Here is a 21,252-nt window from a genome sequence, read left to right as displayed (position 1 = left end):
GAACAGTTTTTGATTTTAAGCGCTACTCTTCGGGTAATTGCAAGCCTTGTCCGGCTGCTCGATCCAACAACCACCAAAGTTCTCCTTGGGGTTGAACGAACCGTGCAGGATAGGTATAATCGTCCGCTACGGATGCAAATACCTGTGCTAACGCCGCTTGCTTGTTCGCACCAGAGACTAAAAATATGGTGCAACGAGCTTGGTTGATAGTAGGGATAGTAAATGTGATCCGAGGCTGTCCATCTTTGTTCCCAACTGTAACTATGCGATCGCATACTTGTAAAGCCGCAGTATGAGGAAATAAGGACGCTGTATGTCCGTCGTCTCCCATCCCCAATAAATTTACATCTAAAGCGGGAAATTCACCCGATTTTAGTTGAAAAAACTCTTTAAGATGGGTTTCGTATTGAAGGGCAGCGTCAGCAGGATCGGCTGCACTGGTGGGCATGGGGTGGATATTCTCGGCAGGAATCTCGACTTTATCTAACCAAGCTTGTCGTGCCATCCGCTGATTGCTATCTGGGCTATCGGGAGAAACGTATCGTTCGTCACCCCAAAAAACGTGAACTTTCTCCCAAGGTAATGCTTGGGCAGCGATCGCTTCATAGAGAGGTTTAGGCGTGCTACCACCCGATAGGGCAATGGTACACAGTCCCCGTGCTTGAATGGCGTTGTGCATTTGGGCGAGGGTGAGTTCGAGCGATCGCTGGACTAGCGCCGCTAGATCTGGTAGGACTTCAACTTTTTTGTGCATTGTTATAGCAGTGTTATAGCAGTGCAATTTATACTCTCAGTTAAAATGTACCGAAGCTGTTACATTTTACAAGGGGCTAGGGGCTAGGGGCTAGGGGCTGGAGGAAGAGAGCTGAGGGAGAGCAGGGAGCAGGGAGCAGGGAGCAGGGGGACAAGGGGGACAAGGGGGACAAGGGGGACAAGGGAGAGAAGAGAGCTGAGGGAGCGATCGGGAGCTGAGGGAGAAAAACAATCAACTACCAACTACCAACTACCAATTCCCCATACCCTGTTCGCTGACAACTGATAACTGATAACTGTAAAGTTTTGTTCTGTGAACGCTACTAGAATTATCCGAGAAAGTTTAATTATTTTCACCCGCTACCCTGAACCAGGGAAGACAAAAACAAGACTGATCCCAGCTTTAGGTGCGGAAAAAGCAGCTTTATTGCATCGCCAGATGACCGAGCATACCCTGACGCAGGTGAAGCGACTGCAAGCACAACGTTCTGTCAGGGTAGAAGTTTGTTTTGCTGGTGGAAACTCAAATTTGATGATGCGGTGGTTGGGAAATGACTTAATTTATACAGTCCAAGGAGAGGGAGATCTCGGGACTCGCATGGCGCGATCGCTTGCCACTACATTTCATGATGGTGCTGACTGTGCTGTAATTATCGGCACTGATTGTCCTGGGTTAAATGTAGAGATACTAGCAGAAGCTTTTAACCAGTTACAGTGGGCTAACGATCTCGTTCTTGGTCCGGCTGTCGATGGCGGTTACTATCTACTCGGTCTGCGTCGTTTTATTCCAGAGTTATTTGTCAGGATTAATTGGGGATCGCCTGAAGTCTTGCCTCAAACAGTTGCGATCGCCAAACGGTTAAATCTATCTGTTGCTTACTTACCCCAACTACCAGATGTCGATCGCCCTGAAGATCTGTATATTTGGGAGCAGAGATCGTGAGGGGAGACAAGGGAGAGGGGGGAGACAAGAGAGACAAGGAAGAAAGAATTTCAATTATTATTCCAGCGGTGAATGAAGCACGCCCAATTGAAAAAACTTTAGCTAGCACGCAAACAGGGACAAATGTAGAAGTTATCGTCGCGGATGGTGGCAGCCAAGATGATACTGTGGCGATCGCATCTGGTTGGGGAGCCAAAGTGTTGTCTATTCCCAAAGGACGTGCTAAACAAATGAATCTGGGTGCAGCCGCAGCTACGGGAGAAATTCTCCTGTTTCTCCATGCCGATACGCTTCTACCACTTGGGTTTGATGTGATGGTACGCGCTGCACTCGTAAAACCTCACGCGATCGCGGGAGCTTTTCGATTACAAATTGATTCGCCTTTAAGTAGCTTGCGGTTAATTGAATGGGGAGTCAATTGGCGATCGCGACTTCTGCAAATGCCTTACGGCGATCAAGCTATTTTTTTAAGATCGTCTTTATTTCATCAGTTGGGTCAATTCCCCGATTTACCAATGATGGAAGATTTTGAACTGGTGCGACGCTTAAAATGCAATGGACGCATCGTTATTGTGCCTGCACCCGTCATTACCTCTCCCCGTCGCTGGCTCAAACAAGGTGTTTGCCAAACTACACTCAAAAATCAAATTGCAATTATTGCTTATTTGTTAGGCGTTTCACCTAAAAAGATTGCCGCTTGGTATCGTGGAAAAGTTAGTAGTTGACAGTTGACAGTTGACAGGTGACGGTCAACTAATTACACAGTTGTCACCGCGTATTTAGCTAACTGAAGCAACCGTTGTCGCAGGGTTTCCAAACCCAAACGGTTTTCGGCGGAAATAAAGACAGCTTGAGGAAATTCAGATTGCGCCAGCGCTAGAGTATCGCTATCGGCTTGGTCAATTTTATTCAGTGCCAATAAAATTGGACCTGGAGTAACGGGCATTTCTGACAAGATGCCCATCACGGCACGGATTTGACTTTGCCAAGCTGGATGGGATAAGTCCACGACGTGGAGTAAAGCATCGGCTTCCGTCACTTCTTCTAATGTTGCCCGAAAAGCATCCATTAGCGATGCGGGTAGTTCGTGAATGAATCCTACTGTATCTGTCAGGACAATCTCTTGCGGCGTACCTGTATCCGCATCCGTAATGACTAGACGGCGTGTCGTCGGGTCGAGGGTAGCAAATAGCTGGTCGGCAGTATAGACTTCAGCATTTGTTAAAGCATTTAACAATGTCGATTTACCAGCATTGGTATAACCAACTAAGGCGATTGAGGGGACTTCTTGGTGTTGGCGCTGTTGACGCAGTCGCGATCGATGAGCTTGGAGTTGGTTGACTTCTTGTTGCAGTCGTGATATGCGACGACTAATTGCCCGTCGTTCAGTTTCTAATTTTGTTTCCCCAGGACCGCGAGTTCCAATCCCACCACCCAATCGAGACATGGCTTGACCTCTACCCGTCAGACGGGGCAGCATGTATTCTAATTGGGCGAGTTCGACTTGCAATTTACCCGCTCGTGACTGGGCGCGTTGGGCAAAGATATCTAAGATAACTTCAGTGCGATCGACGACTCTAATCCCAATTTGGATTTCCAAGTTACGCACTTGGGCGGGAGAAAGATCGCGATCGAATACAATCAAGTTGGCTCCCAAAGTTTGGGCTGTGAGGGCAATTTCTTGCACTTTTCCCGCACCCACCACTGTTTGAGGATGAATGTGAGGGCGTTTTTGTTGTACTACCTGCAACACTTCGCCGCCAGCTGTTTCTACTAAGCGTCCCAATTCCGCCAAACGGTCTTGAAATTCTCGTGCCGCAGCATTATCCGTTACTACTCCAACTAATAACACGCGATCGCGGTCTGTATCGACTTGCTGACCGACAAATTCTCGTCCGAACTCCGCTTCTAATCCTTCTACCAAGTCGAGAAAATCTTGTTTGGTGAGGCTGTCTAAACTTAGAGGTGGGGATATGCTCCAAGCGGTTTGGAGAGTCGGTAGGGGCGCACCGCTGTGTGCCCGTACGGAGTCAGTAGGGGCGGGTTTAGAATCCCGCCCGTACGGGAGTGGAGATTCTATACTGGTGCTGGGTACTAAATGTGACAAATAAGCTTCTTTCACGTATCCCGTGACTCCGCCACCCCGCTTTTCAAAGCCAGCACTGGTAATGTTGAGCGTTACTAATGCATCTAGTCTTTGCAGCGCCATTGATGTTAGCGCGGCTTCGTTTGGTGGCTCTGGCTTAAGCTGTGTGGCAATGCAGCGAATACCACTGAGTCTTTCTGCGCCGTAGCGGGGCAATTCTAAAGGCGGGATCTGAGTTTGTCTGGGTGTCCCTACTCCGACTCTGATCGCTTGTCCGCGACGGTTAATATAAACACAGACTGGCTGGTTAATATCGCTACTAATTGCCGCTAGCCTTTGGGCAAATTCAGGCGTAGTGAGGCGATCGCCTGGTAAGCGTTGGTGGTAAAGTTTAGCTAGTTGCTTCAGTTGGCTAGACTTTAGACCCTGTAAGTTGCCGTAGATAGTCTCGATAGGCTTTTTTATCCTCTGAGTGCTTCATTACTATTCTACAAAAAGCTTGTTGTTCTTTGACTGTTGACAGTAAACGCTTCGCTACACTTCGTGAAGACGGTTGACAATCAATTTTCTTCGCTTATCCCCTGAATTAGTTTCTGAAACCGCTCATCTTCCCGAATGGCATCAAAAGTTGGGTCATTTTTTGCCATTTGCCGATATTTTTCGGGATTTAGCTCAATTGCCCGTTGCAAATTTTCAATTGCTTGCTCCAGGTTTCCTTGTAAGGTATAACAGCAAGCTTTGCAATACCAAGCACTGTCATAATTTGGATTGATTTCTATGGCTCGGTCAAAAGATGCGATCGCCTCTTCATAACGTCCTAAATTTCTCAGTGCATTGCTGCGATTGTACCAAGCCCTGTCATAATTTGGATTGATTTGTATAGCTCGGTCGCAAGATGCAATTGCCTCTTGATAACGCTCTAAATCATTCAGGATATAGCCGCGATTGTTCCAAGAAATGTCATAATTTGGATTGATTTCTATGGCTCGGTCGTAAGATGCAATTGCCTCTTCATAACGTCCTAAATTATTCAGTGCATAGCCGCGATAGTTCCAAGCCCTTATAGAATTTGGTTTGATTTTTAATACTCGATCAAAAGTTGCGATCGCTTCTTGATATTTGTTTGCAGTAAGTTGTAGATTCCCTAGTTTAAACAGTAAACTAACTTTATTACTGGATGTCCAATCTTCTTCAAGTAGCTCCTGAATTTCTATAATCCTTTGAATTCGTTCTTCACGAGTTAGGGCAAGATATTTCTGATAATCTCCTTCGAATAGAATACGCGACGATTCTTGCTCTATGATTTTTATATTTGTAGAAAATTCAAATACTCCAGAGCGCCAATCGAAAAAATCTGGAGCGCGGCGAATAAAATATTTTATGGAAAATGAACGTAAGAGAAAAACAAAACAGATATTATTAAAGTCGTCTCTAAATCTCTCTCGTTGCTGGTTTAAGTGATTTAAAATTTGCGGTACGCCTTTCCAGTTATAGTTATAGCGATCGCTGTTTTCACCGAAATTTAGATTTTCATATTCATAGAATGAATGCTCTAACCCTTGGATAAATAATATATTTATTTGCTCTCTATTTGGTAATTTAGCAACAATTTCATATAAATTATCAATTGGTTTATCAAATTCCAAAAATTCAACTTTTTTCTGGGAAAGATCTGCTTTAACTCTTACAACCAAGCGATCGCCTTCAGCAGGCGAACACCGGACAAAGAACAAACCAAAGCCTTTTTTGCGCCTCAAAGTGCGTACTAAGGCTTGATATTCTTCCTCTGGTTCGGAAAATAAATCTTCGTCCCAATTAATTGATTCTGATGTCATGGCTGATTCTGCGCCACAGCTTCTTTAAATTCTTCAATTCCTTTAATCAACGGATGAACATCGCACCAGCGCCTAATCTCGCCCTCATCATCCACATAACGATATTCTAGAAGACAGCGATTAAACAACAAACTTCTGTACTTATCATCGTTGACTACACGTTTAGAACGAAAAACTTCAGCCAACAAATCCCATTGTTCCTGTTCCACTGTTCGACGGTAGGTATCTCGTGCTTGAGTAACTGCTCGTCGTACTGCTTGCACAGAAATTGGTAACTCTTGCGTGCGTCCGATCGCGTCTTGAGTTAACAATAGCAAATTCCTTACATGACCTCCACTCATCAGACAGAGTTGGTTTAAAGTTTCTGAACTATCAAAAATTTCCGTTTCCAAAGATAAATTTGGTGCAAACTGCTCAACTCGCCTACAAATCACTTCTTTGATTTTCTCTAGTCCTGGATTGTAGATTTCTCCAGCGTCAGTTCGCACCATAACCATAGGCAAAACTTGAGTATCGCTATAAATTTCTCTCAAGTCGCTACTGCGGCGGGAGTAAACTAGTGATATGGGGACAGTATAAATTAAGTGGCAATCTAAATCTGTTAGTTGTTCGCTACGGTTGATAAAAATTTCTTCATGGTTGGTTTCTCCGTTTTCTTGGATAATTGGTGCAATCCGGTCTAAATTATCCACTATCACGGCTAGCTGAGTACAACCATTCGGTAGGTGCTTTTTCGCTTCTGATAGAAACTGATTCAAAACCTTAATTAAGGTATCAGTCTGAGGATTGACTTTCTCCCGAATTTTGTGGCGCAGTGTTGGTTCCGCTCTTAAATTTGCAGTTAGCTTGGCAAATTGAGAAATTTGTCCCTCAACACTCATCTTCTCAAGCGATACGTCAGTCAGTGCTAAATCCCTTAATTCTTGCCAGCGGCTTTTCAACCAGTTCAACAGTGGATTAGGATCGGCACTATTTTTCAGATCTTCTAAAATATGGCGGGTACAGGCGAGGAGAATATCAGTATACTGAGCGTCCTTTGCTTCAATATCTTCCTCATCGGCGGCAAAATAGACAACGTAAAAATTCTGCTGCTCTAAATCTTGCTTCAACCTCAGCAACTCTGTAGATTTCCCAGCACCCCGATGACCAGAATAAAGCTGACAGGTTTTCTGGTCAGAACGCTGAAGCCGGATACCCAAATCTACGAGAATATCTCCATCCCCTCGCACTTCCCGACAATCAACATAAGTCGGGTCGCCTGCGGCTAATGGTTGAAACGGGTGAAAAGCGTTGTAAAGGTTGTCAATTAAGGACTTCTGTACCATAAACTCAAAACTTATAGCTCAGAGCAATTTTAAGGCTAAATTCTGGGAAAATTCTGTTCGCCATTGTTTCACAGCCATTTGCAACTGTGGTGTCAGCCAGTTGTCATATTGAGAATATACAGGTAGTCGCGGTACGAGTTGCCATCCGGCGGGTTCTAGAATTTTGATTAATTTTGGTGCAGAAAGATGAGGATAATCGGGGTTAACTTCATCTTTAGGACTAATTCCGCCTAAATCTCTAGCACCAGCTTCTATACAGGCTAATAACCATTGCGGATCTAGTACTAAATTCGGGGGAATTTGAATCGTAATATCTGAAGGTAAAATTTCTCTGGCTTGAGTAATAACTTCTGGCAGTTGATGCGGGTTAAAAGCTGGTGCGTCGAAGCTTTGCTGACTCCCAGGACTGTGAGGCTGCAAAATGACTTCTTGAATGTGTCCCCAACGTTGGTGTAATGATGCGATCGCCTCTAATGTATCCCACCAATCTGTTTTGGTTTCTCCTATTCCTAGTAATAACCCAGTCGTAAACGGAATCTGTAATTTTCCCGCCCATTCTAATTGTTGCAATCTCAATTGGGGCATTTTACTAGGTGCATGTTGATGTACCGTTTTTAACAATTCTGGTGTCAATTGTTCCAACATCAATCCCATCGAAACATTCACGCTTTTGAGGCGTTCCATTTCCGCAAAACTTAATGGTCCAGCATTGGTATGGGGTAAAAAACCCAGCTTCAAAGCAAGTTCGCACAACTGGTAAATTCTTTCAAACCAAGCATTTCGACGGGGCGATCGCGGATGTACTTCACCGCTTAAAATCAAGATCTCGCATACGCCTTGCTTTTGCAGTCCCCTCAGAATCTTTGCTGCTGATTCTAATGCCATCCAAGGACTTTGACCGGGAGCGGTACGAAAGTTGCAGTAACTACAGCGATTAAAGCATTCGTAAGTTGGAACTAAGGTATAAGCAGGGCTATAGGTGACAGTACCAGTCATAATCAGGGAGTAGGGAGTAGGGAGTAGGCAGCAGTTATCAGTCAGCCAACAACTAATAACCAACTACCAATTTGTAATTAACATTTCTTCATTAAATTATTTATACTCATTTTTATATTTAGATACAATCAATCCGGAGAACTTGATGTAAAGAAGAGTTAAAAATTCTTCAGTCGATTAAATATAAATTTACAAAAATTGTAGCTATTACTGTAATTTGCCATTCTCGCTCTTTCATTGCCGAAAAAACAAAAATTAAACTAAAAAACCTTTACAAAAATCAATTCCTAACGTTAATCTTCAATACAGGTGGTAAACATACTGCCTAAAATTTAATTATCAGTTCATTAACAGTTCAAACCAGCAATTATAGAACTATGACAACCACATTACAGCGCGAGCGCAGCTCCAGCCTGTGGGATCGGTTCTGCAACTGGATCACCAGCACTGAAAACCGCATTTATGTAGGTTGGTTCGGTGTATTGATGATTCCTACGTTGCTATCCGCTACCATCTGCTTCATCATTGCTTTCGTTGCTGCTCCTCCAGTAGACATTGATGGCATCCGCGAACCCGTTGCAGGTTCATTAATTTACGGCAACAACATCATCTCTGGTGCAGTTGTGCCTTCTTCTAACGCGATCGGTTTACACTTCTATCCGATCTGGGAAGCTGCTTCTTTAGATGAGTGGCTATACAACGGTGGTCCTTACCAACTGGTAATCTTCCACTTCTTGATCGGTTGTTTCTGCTACATGGGTCGTCAGTGGGAGTTGTCCTACCGCCTGGGTATGCGCCCTTGGATCTGCGTCGCTTACAGCGCTCCTTTAGCTTCTGCTACCGCAGTTTTCTTAATCTACCCACTCGGACAAGGTTCCTTCTCTGATGGAATGCCTCTGGGGATCTCTGGAACTTTCAACTTCATGTTGGTGTTCCAAGCCGAACACAACATCCTGATGCACCCCTTCCACCAGTTAGGTGTAGCAGCTGTATTTGGTGGTTCTCTATTCTGTGCAATGCACGGTTCTCTCGTTACCTCTTCTCTGGTACGCGAAACTACCGAAACCGAATCTCAAAACTACGGTTACAAATTCGGTCAAGAAGGAGAAACCTACAACATCGTTGCCGCACACGGCTACTTCGGTCGTCTGATCTTCCAATATGCTTCCTTCAATAACAGCCGTTCCTTACACTTCTTCTTAGGTGCTTGGCCCGTCGTCGGTATCTGGTTCACTGCATTAGGGATCAGCACCATGGCGTTCAACCTCAACGGCTTCAACTTCAACCAATCTGTGCTTGATTCCCAAGGTCGCGTAGTTAACACCTGGGCTGACGTACTCAACCGCGCTAACCTGGGTATGGAAGTGATGCACGAGCGTAACGCTCACAACTTCCCACTCGACTTGGCTAGTGGTGAAGCTACTCCAGTTGCCTTAACCGCTCCTGTTATCAACGGTTAATTCAATAGCTAATAGCCGAGATGCGATCGCTCGTGTCTCTCCATAAATGTAAAGAGCGCCTTTCAGAGTTGAGGGGTGCTTTTTATTTATATAGCAGGGAGTAGGGAGCGCACGAGCAGGCGATTTTTATTTCCTCAAACTCCAGTTGTGCGGTTGTTTTAGTGCTTCTACTTTACCTTGGGCAATCAGCCAACTAGCGGTTCGAGTTCTGAAGCGTGCGACAAATATATCTTCTCCAGGTTTGGCATAGACTCCTTGAAATTCATCTACTTTAACTCTGGCGGGTTTACTAGCACAGTAAGTCATCTCTCCCTCAATGCTGACGACAACAGCATTGTCTATCTCATAGTCATCAGGGAGTACAAAAATAGCATAGACTTGATGCCGACCTTTCCAGGGTCTGACGACGACTTTTTCGGGATGTATGCGATCGCTCTTAGTATCAGATCTCGTCAAGGCTTCGCGCGGACATCGCGATACCTCGTCAGGCTTTCTGGGTAGAATCGAGCCGTTCAATAGGGCTATTGCAGCTGCGATAAAAGTTAATGCTGCTAGAGAAAGAATAATTCGCTTCACTGTCGCTAAATCTGGCGCTGAGATGTAATGCTTCGTTCTTTTAAGTTACCGTTACCAGACGGCGATAAATTGTGGCTAACGCATCGGTATTGCCAACATTCCCAGGAAATAAAACTACAGGTAGATTAGGAAATTGTGGATGATCGACTGGTGTGCGTACCATCGAGCAACCAGCTAAAATTTGCCCCAATAATCGCGCAGAAGTCAGGGCGAGTCCGTCACTTAAAACATCGTTGGAAGTGATTCCACCCTTGCTAATTAAAAACCCAATGTCTGACGGTAAACCTTTGACTATATCCATCAACAGAGCTGAAACATCCGCGCCAAATTGCAGGCGAGTTTGCATATCTGGAAAGACTAATTCTTTACGGCTAGTATAAACAACTGGAGTTTTTCCAGAGTTGTGAACGGAGTTAATCTTTTCTAAAGTGCGATCGCGTAATTGGTGTTTTTGAGTTGTCGAATCTTCTAACAAATGAGCTACATCGACTTCAATACCGACAATATCCGGTTCTTGCAGCAACCTTTCTAACTGTTGAGTTGTTTTCTTGACATGAGAACCAACGATGACTGCACCTGGCTTTCCACCCCGTACATATCGAGACATCGCTTCAGCAGGAACCGGTTGAGTTGGTAGAGCCGCTAAAGCCGTCAATAAGCTAGCTGCACTGCGAAACAAAAAGCGCTTTCCCTGGCTAGCGGCGTTGAGGACGTTGGTAGCAAAGCGATTGAGATCGTCTTGCGTCTCTGCATCAACGACAACGCATCGATTTCCCTGGAGCTGCATTAATCTTTCTAAAGTGGAGAAATTATTCGTAATATCTGTACCACTGCGAATATCCGAAAGTAAAAATCTTTCTACTGAGAGTGTAGAAATGCGTCCTTTGGTCTTTTCTTCCACATAGTCAGGTAAATAACTGTATGTATAACCAAAGACAGAATCGCGCGCAAATTCGGTTTCATGAACTGGAGTGGGAACGCCATCCACAATTAAGTAATGCACGCTATCGCGGGTGACTCGTCCGCCTTCAAAAAAAGCTGGAACTAGAAAATGCGCGTCAAAAGGTCCCAGTTCGTCAGCGATCGCGTCAGTTTCAATCGGGTAATGTCCCCGTAATGTAGAATCAGAACGACTGACGATGAGAAAATCTACAATTTCCTCCGCTGCCAAAGCTAGTTTTAAATTGTGGCAGACTTCCTTAGTCACAGTTGCAGCTTTATCAGGAGGTAGCGATCGCGTATTTGTCAGCACGAAGAAAATTGGTGCGTCATCTTGCAACCCCAGCCGCAAAGTATCGACATCCCACCGCGTTAGCAACAAGCAACTGTGGACGGTTTGAGAGCCTGTAGGATCGTCATCAAGGACAATAATTTTCGGTTTGGTTGCCATGTTTGACATTGAGTGCTGCCCTTGTTATTGTCTCATTTTTTGAGGGAGCGCACGAGTAGGGAGCAGGGACAAGGGGACGAGGGGACAAGGGGGACAAGGGGACGAGGGGACAAGGGGGACAAGGGGGACAAGGGGGACAAGGGGGACAAGGGGGACAAGGGGGACAAGGGGGACAAGGGAGAATTCACGCATTCATGCATTCACACCCCACACCCCTTCTTCACGCACCACGCAACTACCAACTACCAATTACCCATTACCCATTACCACCAAAACCAAATTCCGATTGAATCTGCCACTTTTTGCCGTCGTGTCGCAGTAGCGTTAAACAGCTAGCCGTAAACTCAAAGTAGAGTTGTCGCGGCTGAAATTCTTGCCATGCTAAGCGAAAGTTTTGTCTGGTTAAGTCTTTAAACCCTACCGTCATGTGGGGTGCAAAGGGGCGGGTTTTGGATACGCGATCGACAATTCCTAATTTTGCTGCTAATTGTGCCATCAAATCGGCTTGTAAAGCCAGTAATTCAGCCGATCGCACCACGTCTATATAGATTACGCGCGGAGGGAACGCTGCAAAACCATTGAGCGTAATTGGAATTGAGGCGCGATCGCGAGCAAACTCTTGCAAACACTCTTCTAAAGCGGAAGCGGGTGTATTCGCATTTAACCACCTAAACGGAGGTTGCAAAGTTATGTGGGGTGGAGATTTTAGGGCGGCGCGGCTGTGATACTGCGTGGCAAAATATTGTTTAATCTGGGTGGCATAGTCTTGAATATCTAGTGGAGGTAGTAGAGCAACAAAGAATAAACTGGTTTCGGTATTCAAGGTTGTTTGAAATGTACTTTAAAGTTATGTGAAGTTAAAATTTTGGCGATCGCAGTTGAAAATACTAAATGTTACATATTCATATTTAAGTTTAGAAGTTTAGAGGATGAGCGTGAATGCCTTGGTTTGTCAAGATTGAAAAAGGCATAGTTGACAAAACTATTTTTGACCAACACGTACCCGCCCATAAAGCTTACGTTCGCGATTTAATCGATCGAGGACACCAAGCCAAAACTGGTTATTGGGGGTGTTTGGGTGGCGGAATGATGCTGTTTCAGGCAAACTCCATGACTGAGGCTGAAGCAATTGTGGCTCAAGACCCACTCGTAAAATCTAGTTGTGTTAAATACGAACTATACGAATGGCGGATTGTCGTTGAATGATAATCGGTAGTTGGTAGTTGGTAATGGGTAATGGGTAATTGGCAAGAGGTATTTTCACGTACCACGACACGACTTAATTGCGGAGGTTCCCTCCGCAACCGCCCACTTCACCACTTACCACTCACCACGCACTAAAAACTGCTATGATAAAAAAGACTCGGATCTACGCGATCTCAACGCCCAAACCTTGTCAGAACCGGAAGGTAGCAGCAATACGGGATGCTTGTGATAGGCGTGGTCTCCGAGTCGCCTAGTTTATGGGAGCAATTGCAGCCATGCCTGGTTTAGGGGATATCGTGCAAAAAGCGTTTTATCTCGGCGTTGGATTAGCTTCTTATGCCAGCGAGAAGGCGACAGGTAAGCTAGCAGAACTGCGATCGCAGGCTCAAAAACTGGCAGATGAGCTAGTAGCGAAGGGTGAGATGACCGCTGATGAAGCAAAGCGGTACGTGGATGACTTGATGAGGCAAGCTCAACAGCCACCAACTGAAGTAGATGAGAGTAAAGCTTCTAGCGAACCGCGTCGGATTGAAATTCTGTCCGATGATGAAGAAAATCCCACAACCCCAACGACTCAAACTGCTGGCGATGATAATGTAGATCGGTTACGCGAGCAGGTACAAAAACTGCAAGATGAACTCAGACGACTGCAACGGGAATAGATAGATTAGATTATATGACCCACGAGTTTGTCGGTCGTTAATTAATATTTATTTCGATTCAACTGCGATCGCCTTGAATAACCGTTCAAAATAGAATTTTTAGATCTATAAGTAAATAGATTGCGAAATAGATTGGACAGTTAAGTGCTATCCAACTTTATTCAAACATCAAGATTGAGACTGCAACTAGAGTGGATCGCCCCCATAAAACTATGGAAAAGTGGCAAAAAGATTTCTTGGAATTGATCGAAACGGCAGTGGACGAAGTAGAACGGTTGTTTCTGGAAGTGACGACAACTGTGGAAACTCTGTTTGAGCTATCGGGAGAGTTTTCCGAGCATCTCCACAATACGATCGTTACCGAGGTCGAGCAATATCTAGCCGATTTAAATGACGATGTGGATCTCGATTCATATTGGCATCTGGATGACTTGATGGACGATTCGGAAATCTCTTTTCCTTATTCAGTCGAACCTACTCCACAACAACATCCCGCTTGTATGGGTTGCCAGCATTACCACGGACAAGTTTATGGTGGCAATCTCATGGTCTGTGCCATGCATCCCTACGGTTGGGACGATAGCAATTGCCCGGATTGGGAAGCAGAAGAGTTTGACTTTTAAGTGTAATATTGTATTACAAAGAACCCAAAATTTGAGTCAATCTTGAAACCTTCCCCCGATCTCACATCACAGTCAGCAGCAGAAATGTCAGTAGAGGAAATCAAGTACGGCGAACGCCAGATTGCTGAGGGAAAGCTAATTACATTTCCCAACCCACGGATTGGACGACGGTACGAGATCCACATTACTCTGCCGGAATTTACCTGTAAGTGTCCTTTTTCTGGCTATCCTGATTTTGCCACGATTAACATTACATACGTCCCTGACGAACGGGTAGTGGAGCTAAAAGCTATTAAACTTTATATTAATAGCTATCGCGATCGCTACATTTCTCACGAAGAGAGCGTCAATCAGATTCTCGATGACTTTGTAGCAGCTTGCGATCCTTTAGAAGCCCATATCAAAGGTGATTTTGCCCCCCGTGGTAACGTACATACAGTTATTGAGGTACACCACCAAAAGTCTGCTTAATTACCAGATAGAGCCTGGAGTAGATCTAATCCGCATTCTGACTCCTGGCTCCTGCAAGAAAAATCTTTCCGCAGAATCGAGAAAATAAAGTTAAATAATGTTACTTTTGATGCAGTTCTGTAACTGACTCATTCAGCTTGCCATGCGTGGATTTCGGTATTTTCTGGGAATAGCGATCGCCTTACTTGTCTTTGTCACCTTGCCTTTACCTGCTCAAGCTGCCAGTTCCGCAGCCATCCGAGCCTACGATGACGTGCAAGTTCAGACTAAAGATTATTCCGGTCAAAATTTAGTCAGAGCAGAGTTTAATAATACTAAGCTTGCAGAGGCTAATTTTAGTAGCGCTGACTTGCGAGGGGCGGTTTTTAATAGTGCGGTTTTGCGCAAAGCTAACTTGCACGGCGTTGACTTCAGCTATGGTATTGCCTATCTCAGCGATTTATCAGCAGCAGACCTGAGCGATGCAATTTTGACATCAGCCATGATGTTGCGATCGAACTTTAAGGGAGCAAAAGTGACGGGTGCAGATTTTAGCGAAGCCGTGCTAGATCGAGAACAAGTGGTGCAGTTGTGCGAGTACGCTAGTGGGGTTAATCCCGTTACCGGAGTTGATACCCGCGAATCTCTGGGATGTTCCTAAGAAGTTTGTAGAGAAGATTGATAGAACATCTCTACAATTTAATCTCCTGTTTTTGGGTGAGTTGGTCTAGAATTTCTAGCATTTCTCGCTCAAAAGCCACCTGCGCTCGATTGGTTCTGCCACCAACATAAAAATGACCGTCTTTTTCTAAAGCCCAAATTTGCGAGTGGGAAACATAACTCATCACAACTCCCAACATCAACAAGCCAAAACCTGCATAGACAATGGGGATTCCAGGGTCAGCTTTAATTTGTAAGCCCGTACTGCCAACCACCTCGACAATTCTCAGCGTCACACCGTTGACAGTGGTAGCCATTCCCGCCCGCAGGGTATCAACTAACTGACCTTTGGCATCATAAATCAATAGCGTTCCCTGTAAATCTTTTGCTAGCAGAGAAACGCCCTCACTCAAATCTGTTTTCGTAGGAATCCATGTTCCCCACAAACGACCGTTACCATTGGTATTTAAAGCTGCCATTGGTAACTGCAAGGTTGGGCTGTTATTAAACCGAATCCGAATTGCTGCAATTCCCCAGTCGGTTTGATAAAAAGTTACGCCTCGGTAGCGAAAAGGTTGGTTGACAAATATAGTCTTGCGTTTGACTTCTTGCCCCTGGCGATCGAGTGCAGATATATCGGAATAAAATTGGTCGATACTACCAGTCGGAGTGTAATCGATCCAAAAGCGATTGACTTTTAAAGCTAAATCTTTGGGAATTTGCGGTGCTGCTAGTGGACCAGCATCAATGATGTTACGTATTTGAAAGCTTTCACCACTAGGAACCATTTCTTGAGCGACAAAACCCGTCATCGCTCCCCAAATTGCCCCAGCTAAAATGATGACAATACCAATGTGAACGATAATTGGACCAATTCTTCCTGCAATACCTTTACGGGCATATAAGTTATCTTGTTCGCCTTGAAAGACACGGTAGCGCTTTTGTTGTAACAATTGAGTGAGAGAAGAAAGAGAAGCGTTGTCAAGTTCTGCACTCAAAGCCAATTTCTGAAACTGGCGGGGTTGGTCGTATAATTTCCAATTACGAGCAGCTTTAAGAGCGGGTAACTGGCGGGTAAAGCTACAGGCTGTGAGGCTGGTAGCAAATAGAATCAGTAACGATAAAAACCACCACGTACGATATACGTGGTCTAAGCCTATAGTTAAGATAACTTTCCAACTCAGGAAACCAAATAAAGCTGGGTCTGTAGGATAGTTAGCTTTGTAAAACTCGATTGATTGTCCTTGTTCTATTACCGTACCGCTAGCGCTAAAGAAGGCGATCGCTAATAATAAGACGATCGCCAACCGTAAATCTGTGAGGATGGGTAAGAGTTCTGCACGCAGAAATTTACCTAAATGCGATCGCGGTGTTGAATTAGTCGCAGAATTATCTAAAGTCATTTGTCGTTTGTCATTTGTTATTTGTCATTTGTCATTTGTCATTTGTCACAATTAACAAACAACTATTAACTCAGTGGAATTCGAGATAAGAGCGAAAACACTCCAAATCCTACCAGTAACGCCCCACTCACAGGGGTAATCCACCCCGACCACTGCCGCAACTCTAACAACTTCTTAATGCTAGCGGTGAACGTACCAGCTAAGATCAGCGGTGTTACGTAGCCTGCGGTGTATGCCAGTAACAACGCTGCTCCCAGAATGGTATTTTGGGTAGTTGTGACCCAGGCAAGGAGCGTTGCTAGCACTGGGGTGCTACAGGGAGAGGCGACTAAACCAAAGGTCAGACCGATGAGATAGGAGCGTACAGCTGGGGGAAAATCTTTAGAAATCCAATCCATCCCCCCAAACGATGGTAGTTGTATGGGTAAGGCTTCTAATAAATTCAGCCCCATCAAAATTGCGATGATGCTAACAATAATTGGCAGACCAATCCCAACTTGACCGTAAACTTTGCCTACGAGTGCCGCAACTATTCCCAAGGCTGCTAAAGTTGTGGCTAATCCCAACGCAAACCATGTTGATTGAGCTGCGGCTTGCCAGCGACTTTTAGCTTCATAACCACCAATGTAACCGATGGTGATGGGCAGCATGGAAAGCATACAGGGTGTGAGACTAGTCAGCAACCCTGCTGTAAAGATAATACCTATGCTGACCCAGCCCAAATGCGATAACTGCTCGGCGACTAAGAGATCGGCAAATTGTTCGAGTTTGTAGAGCTGAGTTTGAATGGTTTCCAGCATGGACAGCTACGTGATGGAATGCTGACTATGCTTGCATTTTAGCTTAATTCATGTCTTTTCCTGGCGCTAGAGGCGATCGCCCGACTGGAAAAAACGCTAGTATACCACAATTTTGGCAATTATTTAGATTATCGTTAGATTGTTTTTGCAGTTTTGATACATCTAGTTACAACAGTCAGAATCTTTTGCTATTTTGCTGAATAATTGACCTGATTTATTTTATTTTACGAATTGTAATTAAATCTAAATACTTCCTTAGTGAATATTCCGTAAAGTTGCGGATGTCCAGCAGATGTACGGAGGAATAATCTATTGGTTAGCCTTTACGATACACGGTTTCTTAATAAAAAATTTATGAATCATGACTTGAGATTATTTAACACAATTGATAGTGACCAACCAAAAATAATTTAGTCAGCAATATTATGAGTCACTAAAAACCCAATTACAATTTCAAATACGAGCTAGATATGTATTTATTAATGGTTCTGATTTCAGCAATTCTTTTCACCATTGGCGGTGTATTCATGAAGCTATCTGAAGGGTTATCTCAGCCTATCCCTACCTTATTGGTATACATCTTCTTTATTGCTGGAGCAAGTATACAGACTGTTGCCATGCGTAAGGCTACGCTAGGAGTAACATATATTGTCGTACTAGGATTAGAATCAATCCTAGCAGTTTTATTTGGAGTTGTTTTATTTCAAGAAAGTTTGTCTTACATCAATGTCATTGGTGTCAGTTTTATTGTTGCTGGCATGGGTTTTTTACAAGGTAAAAAATAGAGATTTTAAACAAACCGCTCTTGTTTTCGCTCTTGAAAAGGTACAATTTCTGCTTCGCTACTTTCTCGGGCGACACGAATTAGCAATCCAGCAATAATTAAACTTGTCATCATTGAATTTCCACCATAACTCATGAGTGGAAAGGGTAGACCTGTAGTTGGTAGCGCTCCTGTCGCTACACCAATATTAAGTAAAGATTGCCCTACCATCAATATCATTGCCCCGATCGCAACTAATCTAAAAACTGGATTGCGGGCATTAAACGCTACAAGTAAAGCCAGAGTTGCATAAACCATCAACATTAATAATAGTAAAAGGCAACCAACAAAGCCGAACTCTTCAGCAAAAATAGCAAAAATGAAATCGGTGTATTGAATTGGCAAATAAAATAACTTTTGTTGTGATAAGCCAAATCCCTTACCCCAAATTCCACCGGAACCAATAGCAATTAAACTTTGTACTAATTGATATCCATGCCCTGATGCATCTTGCCAAGGATTACGGTACAACATCAATCGCTTCATTTGGTACGGTCGCAGCATTGCACTCAGCGCCGCAGTTCCAACTCCTAATAATGCCGCAGGTACTAAGTAAAGATAGGGTATGGCTGCTGCTAGCGCTACTAACCATATACTCATACCACACAGAGCGGTCATACTCAGATTTGGCTGTAGTAAAATCCCCCCTAGCATCAAAATAAAAATTAATATCCAGAGAATACGATTTCCTGGGCTAATTTGATGCCATCTACCAAAAATCTTCGCACTTTGGAGGACTAAAAATGGCTTGATCAATTCTGATGGTTGAATTGCTATAATCCTCAGATTCAGCCAGCGCATAGCACCATTCACTTTTATTCCCATTCCAGGAACAAAAATCAAAAATAGTAATCCTATTAAAATCAGAAAGAACCAATGGGAGACATTTAAAATTCTTTTAAGTGGGGCATGGATGACGTAGTTAAATCCTAATAATCCAATAAATATCCATGCCAGTTGACGCTTGACATAGTAAAAACCATCTCCCATAGTTTCGCCTTCGACATAGGAAGCAGAAAAGAGAACCGCTAATCCGATGAATAACCAGAGAAAGGTCATCCAATGCAGTAATCTTGGCAGAATTGCCCATTGGGAAACAGGAGGGAAGAAAAAGGTGACGATCCGGCGTAGCAGCTTCACGACAGCTATGGTTGTGTGAGGACAGTAGGAGTATAGCGGATGTTTTTGCAAAAGGGGCGATCGCGCTTTCAATCCGATACATATGTATAAAACTAGTAGGGGCGCACTGTTGTGCGCCCCTACTAATTGAAACCTATGAAGAAAGCTGCAATTACAGCAAACCTGTATTCATTCCAGGCTTGCCAGTAGCTAATTGTACCTTCACAATTTTGCCACCCATTTTCATGATCCGTTGCTGCTCGCGGAACCAGTTGTCGTAAGGAACCAGTTTGGTGAAATAGGTATTTTGTAATTCGCGCTGCGTCCGAATCCGAGTTTGGCTAGGGACGCAAGCTGTTACCTTAAACATCCGCATCGTTCAAAATCTCCTGTAAAGAATGTAGAAAATTTTTGATGTCAACTTATTCGAGTGCTTGTCAGTGCTGCAACGTTCTTACCGAATTAGCACTCTTTTTATTTACTACCCCTAATTCTCCCATAAGTTTCACTGCTATTCGAGAGCGCCAGGTAGATTTTCTCAAAAACTTTTTAATGACTTGACGTGTTAATGACTACACGTGTAATTTTTCTCAGTTAACAGCAATTCCTGACAACTCTGCACAGACGTTAGATGTAACGTCTCTACACTGTTAACTGAATTAATCGAAGGCTGGGAGTAAATCGTCAATACTAAAGCGCGATCGCTTATACTCTTAACGCTGAGTCAGGTAGGCGATAGAACGTTCTAGCACTCACGACCGACTCCCAGACTTGATTTAGACGATTGCCTTAGTAGCCTGCGATCGCAGCTACTACTTTAAAGATCCAACTCTTAGCTCAAGCCAGAGCAGATGTAGTCGAAGTATACGCCCATTTCCTTACCAGCGTCGGGACCAGTCAAGCTAGCGGTGACTTCTTTCATCGCTTGGATAGCTTGTACAGTAGCGCCTACGGGTACGCCGAGGGAGTTGTAGGTTTCTTTCAAACCGTTGAGAACGCGCTCGTCGAGGATGGAAGGATCGCCAGCCAACATTGCGTAGGTGGAATAGCGGAGGTAGTAGTCGAGGTCGCGAATGCAAGCAGCATAGCGGCGAGTGGTGTACATGTTACCACCTGGGCGGGTGATATCAGAATACAGCAGGGACTTAGCTACAGCTTCCTTAACGATCGCAGCAGCATTAGCAGCGATGGTGGTAGCAGCACGAACTCGCAGTTCGCCACTTTGGAAGTAGCCTTTTAGCTTTTCCATAGCAGCGGTGTCCAAGTACTTACCTTGAACGTCTGAAGTGTTGATTACAGAGGTAATTGCGTCTTGCATTTCTTTGCTTCCTTATGTCACACGTAAAAAGATCGACAAGTAGACAAATGCTCTACTGCATAGCTCCGACGAGGTAATCGAAGTAAGAACCAGCTTCGCCAGCGTCTTCACCAGACATCATCGAGGTAGCTACGTTCTTCATAGCGCGAACGCCTTCTGCTACTGCTTCGATGGGTGTACCGAGGGATTTGTACATTTCGCGCACGCCAACAATCCCGATTTCTTCAATGGGAGTAACGTCGCCAGCTACAACTCCGTAGGTGATCAGGCGGAGGTAGTAGTCTAGGTCGCGCAAGCAGGTAGCGGTCATTTCTTGACCGTAAGCATTTCCACCAGGAGAAACAACGTCAGGGCGCTTCTGGAACAATTGGTCGCCAGCTTGCTTCACGATCCGCTCGCGATTGTCGGTCAATGCTTGAGCAATGCGCAGACGGCGTTCGCCGCTGGTAACAAAGCTCTTGATCCGATCGAGTTCGCCAGGGCTGAGGTAGCGAGCTTCTGCGTCGGCATTCACGATGGACTTCGTGACGATACTCATTTAACTGATTCCTCCAAAAAAATGAAACCAGGTTTATATATAACTGGTGTAATCGTGGGGGTGACTGATTGCCACTTCTGGATTTTACCGTAACCCAACAGCTTGTAGGCTATCAGAGTTATTTCGCTTCGCAGAAGACTTGCGCGATCGCATCTACACAAGTTGTTAATCTCAGTTACCTACCGCAAATATTTTGCGGCATTGCGTTCATCTTCTGATTCAGCTCTTAACAGTTTGTAACATTCTCTTTCAGAATTGGGACTGAAAAGAGGAGCTGGGGGCTAGG

General features: G+C 44.5%; 24 protein-coding genes and 1 other RNA gene. 11 read left to right on the top strand and 14 right to left on the bottom strand.

Features of this window, described 5'->3' with window-relative positions; genetic code table 11:
• Positions 1-22: 22 nt before the first annotated feature.
• Positions 23-754, bottom strand: coding sequence for a 6-phosphogluconolactonase (pgl, locus tag M5J74_RS22695; RefSeq protein ID WP_015156277.1), 732 nt, complete (start codon positions 752-754; stop codon positions 23-25).
• A 312-nt stretch (positions 755-1,066) separates the two neighbouring features.
• Between pgl and M5J74_RS22690 the strand changes: the two genes are divergently transcribed.
• Positions 1,067-1,696: a TIGR04282 family arsenosugar biosynthesis glycosyltransferase gene (locus tag M5J74_RS22690; RefSeq protein ID WP_106166396.1), complete on the top strand. Its 630-nt coding sequence runs from the start codon at positions 1,067-1,069 to the stop codon at positions 1,694-1,696.
• A complete protein-coding gene (locus tag M5J74_RS22685) occupies positions 1,693-2,421 on the top strand; it encodes a TIGR04283 family arsenosugar biosynthesis glycosyltransferase (protein ID WP_371934075.1) in 729 nt (242 codons plus the stop codon). The genes M5J74_RS22690 and M5J74_RS22685 overlap by 4 nt, the downstream gene beginning before the upstream one ends.
• 32 nt (positions 2,422-2,453) lie before the next feature.
• On the opposite strand, the gene hflX is transcribed toward M5J74_RS22685, so the two are convergent.
• The 4 genes from hflX to cofG all read right to left on the bottom strand — a co-directional run bounded on the left by hflX (position 2,454) and on the right by cofG (position 7,938).
• Positions 2,454-4,235: a GTPase HflX gene (gene hflX / locus M5J74_RS22680; protein WP_106218802.1), complete on the bottom strand. Its 1,782-nt coding sequence runs from the start codon at positions 4,233-4,235 to the stop codon at positions 2,454-2,456.
• 107 nt (positions 4,236-4,342) lie between these two features.
• Positions 4,343-5,617: a tetratricopeptide repeat protein gene (locus M5J74_RS22675; RefSeq protein WP_250013313.1), complete on the bottom strand. Its 1,275-nt coding sequence runs from the start codon at positions 5,615-5,617 to the stop codon at positions 4,343-4,345.
• Positions 5,614-6,942, bottom strand: a complete 1,329-nt coding sequence (locus M5J74_RS22670; protein ID WP_106218804.1) for an AAA family ATPase — start codon at positions 6,940-6,942, stop codon at positions 5,614-5,616. Before M5J74_RS22670 ends, M5J74_RS22675 begins: the two co-directional genes overlap by 4 nt.
• Positions 6,943-6,960: 18 nt before the next feature.
• On the bottom strand, positions 6,961-7,938 hold the full coding sequence (cofG, locus tag M5J74_RS22665; RefSeq protein WP_106218805.1) for a 7,8-didemethyl-8-hydroxy-5-deazariboflavin synthase subunit CofG: 978 nt from the start codon (positions 7,936-7,938) through the stop codon (positions 6,961-6,963).
• A gap of 377 nt (positions 7,939-8,315) precedes the next feature.
• On the opposite strand from cofG, the gene psbA reads away from it, so the two are divergent.
• Complete coding sequence (gene psbA / locus M5J74_RS22660) at positions 8,316-9,398, top strand: photosystem II q(b) protein (RefSeq protein WP_015156271.1); 1,083 nt, start codon at positions 8,316-8,318, stop codon at positions 9,396-9,398.
• A 126-nt stretch (positions 9,399-9,524) separates the two neighbouring features.
• On the opposite strand, the gene M5J74_RS22655 is transcribed toward psbA, so the two are convergent.
• On the bottom strand, positions 9,525-9,974 hold the full coding sequence (locus M5J74_RS22655) for a hypothetical protein (RefSeq protein WP_015156270.1): 450 nt from the start codon (positions 9,972-9,974) through the stop codon (positions 9,525-9,527).
• 40 nt (positions 9,975-10,014) lie between these two features.
• Positions 10,015-11,364 carry a four-carbon acid sugar kinase family protein gene (locus M5J74_RS22650; protein ID WP_041462576.1) on the bottom strand — a complete coding sequence of 450 codons (1,350 nt, stop codon included), beginning with the start codon at positions 11,362-11,364 and terminating at the stop codon, positions 10,015-10,017.
• Between the two features lie 12 nt (positions 11,365-11,376).
• On the opposite strand from M5J74_RS22650, the gene M5J74_RS22645 reads away from it, so the two are divergent.
• A complete protein-coding gene (locus tag M5J74_RS22645) occupies positions 11,377-11,700 on the top strand; it encodes a hypothetical protein (RefSeq protein ID WP_250013311.1) in 324 nt (107 codons plus the stop codon).
• On the opposite strand, the gene M5J74_RS22640 is transcribed toward M5J74_RS22645, so the two are convergent.
• Positions 11,621-12,187: a 2'-5' RNA ligase family protein gene (locus tag M5J74_RS22640; protein WP_015156268.1), complete on the bottom strand. Its 567-nt coding sequence runs from the start codon at positions 12,185-12,187 to the stop codon at positions 11,621-11,623. The two genes, M5J74_RS22645 and M5J74_RS22640, sit on opposite strands and share 80 nt — an antisense overlap.
• 116 nt (positions 12,188-12,303) lie before the next feature.
• On the opposite strand from M5J74_RS22640, the gene M5J74_RS22635 reads away from it, so the two are divergent.
• The 6 genes from M5J74_RS22635 (at position 12,304) to M5J74_RS22610 (ending at position 14,966) form a co-directional block, all read left to right on the top strand.
• A complete protein-coding gene (locus tag M5J74_RS22635; protein ID WP_015156267.1) occupies positions 12,304-12,570 on the top strand; it encodes a YciI family protein in 267 nt (88 codons plus the stop codon).
• 154 nt (positions 12,571-12,724) lie between these two features.
• An RNA gene (gene ffs, locus M5J74_RS22630) (signal recognition particle sRNA small type) lies at positions 12,725-12,821 on the top strand.
• A 24-nt stretch (positions 12,822-12,845) separates the two neighbouring features.
• Positions 12,846-13,232 carry a phasin family protein gene (locus tag M5J74_RS22625; RefSeq protein WP_371934074.1) on the top strand — a complete coding sequence of 129 codons (387 nt, stop codon included), beginning with the start codon at positions 12,846-12,848 and terminating at the stop codon, positions 13,230-13,232.
• A 212-nt stretch (positions 13,233-13,444) separates the two neighbouring features.
• Positions 13,445-13,855 (top strand): hypothetical protein, encoded by a 411-nt coding sequence (locus M5J74_RS22620; protein ID WP_250013308.1) that lies wholly within the window; start codon positions 13,445-13,447, stop codon positions 13,853-13,855.
• Positions 13,856-13,939: 84 nt separating this feature from the next.
• Positions 13,940-14,326, top strand: coding sequence for a preQ(1) synthase (gene queF, locus M5J74_RS22615; protein WP_051033287.1), 387 nt, complete (start codon positions 13,940-13,942; stop codon positions 14,324-14,326).
• A gap of 142 nt (positions 14,327-14,468) precedes the next feature.
• A complete protein-coding gene (locus M5J74_RS22610; RefSeq protein WP_015156263.1) occupies positions 14,469-14,966 on the top strand; it encodes a pentapeptide repeat-containing protein in 498 nt (165 codons plus the stop codon).
• A gap of 31 nt (positions 14,967-14,997) precedes the next feature.
• Here the strand turns inward: M5J74_RS22610 and M5J74_RS22605 are convergent, their stop codons facing one another.
• Both M5J74_RS22605 and M5J74_RS22600 read right to left on the bottom strand, forming a co-directional pair.
• Positions 14,998-16,368: a cytochrome c biogenesis protein gene (locus tag M5J74_RS22605; RefSeq protein WP_015156262.1), complete on the bottom strand. Its 1,371-nt coding sequence runs from the start codon at positions 16,366-16,368 to the stop codon at positions 14,998-15,000.
• A gap of 65 nt (positions 16,369-16,433) precedes the next feature.
• Positions 16,434-17,168, bottom strand: coding sequence for a cytochrome c biogenesis protein CcdA (locus M5J74_RS22600; RefSeq protein WP_015156261.1), 735 nt, complete (start codon positions 17,166-17,168; stop codon positions 16,434-16,436).
• A gap of 470 nt (positions 17,169-17,638) precedes the next feature.
• On the opposite strand from M5J74_RS22600, the gene M5J74_RS22595 reads away from it, so the two are divergent.
• Complete coding sequence (locus M5J74_RS22595; RefSeq protein WP_015156260.1) at positions 17,639-17,953, top strand: multidrug efflux SMR transporter; 315 nt, start codon at positions 17,639-17,641, stop codon at positions 17,951-17,953.
• Positions 17,954-17,958: 5 nt separating this feature from the next.
• Here M5J74_RS22595 and M5J74_RS22590 read toward each other — a convergent pair whose 3' ends face one another.
• The 4 genes from M5J74_RS22590 to apcA all read right to left on the bottom strand — a co-directional run bounded on the left by M5J74_RS22590 (position 17,959) and on the right by apcA (position 20,966).
• A complete protein-coding gene (locus M5J74_RS22590) occupies positions 17,959-19,131 on the bottom strand; it encodes an FtsW/RodA/SpoVE family cell cycle protein (protein ID WP_015156259.1) in 1,173 nt (390 codons plus the stop codon).
• 151 nt (positions 19,132-19,282) lie between these two features.
• Positions 19,283-19,486, bottom strand: a complete 204-nt coding sequence (locus M5J74_RS22585; RefSeq protein WP_015156258.1) for a phycobilisome linker polypeptide — start codon at positions 19,484-19,486, stop codon at positions 19,283-19,285.
• A gap of 456 nt (positions 19,487-19,942) precedes the next feature.
• Positions 19,943-20,428 carry an allophycocyanin subunit beta gene (gene apcB, locus M5J74_RS22580; protein ID WP_015156257.1) on the bottom strand — a complete coding sequence of 162 codons (486 nt, stop codon included), beginning with the start codon at positions 20,426-20,428 and terminating at the stop codon, positions 19,943-19,945.
• Positions 20,429-20,480: 52 nt separating this feature from the next.
• Positions 20,481-20,966 carry an allophycocyanin subunit alpha gene (gene apcA, locus M5J74_RS22575; protein WP_015156256.1) on the bottom strand — a complete coding sequence of 162 codons (486 nt, stop codon included), beginning with the start codon at positions 20,964-20,966 and terminating at the stop codon, positions 20,481-20,483.
• Between the last annotated feature and the right edge of the window lie 286 nt (positions 20,967-21,252).

Source organism: Chroococcidiopsis sp. CCNUC1, from assembly GCF_023546805.1.
Classification (GTDB): Bacteria; Cyanobacteriota; Cyanobacteriia; order Cyanobacteriales; family Chroococcidiopsidaceae; genus Chroococcidiopsis; species Chroococcidiopsis thermalis.
This window is presented reverse-complemented; position numbering and strand designations above follow the sequence as displayed.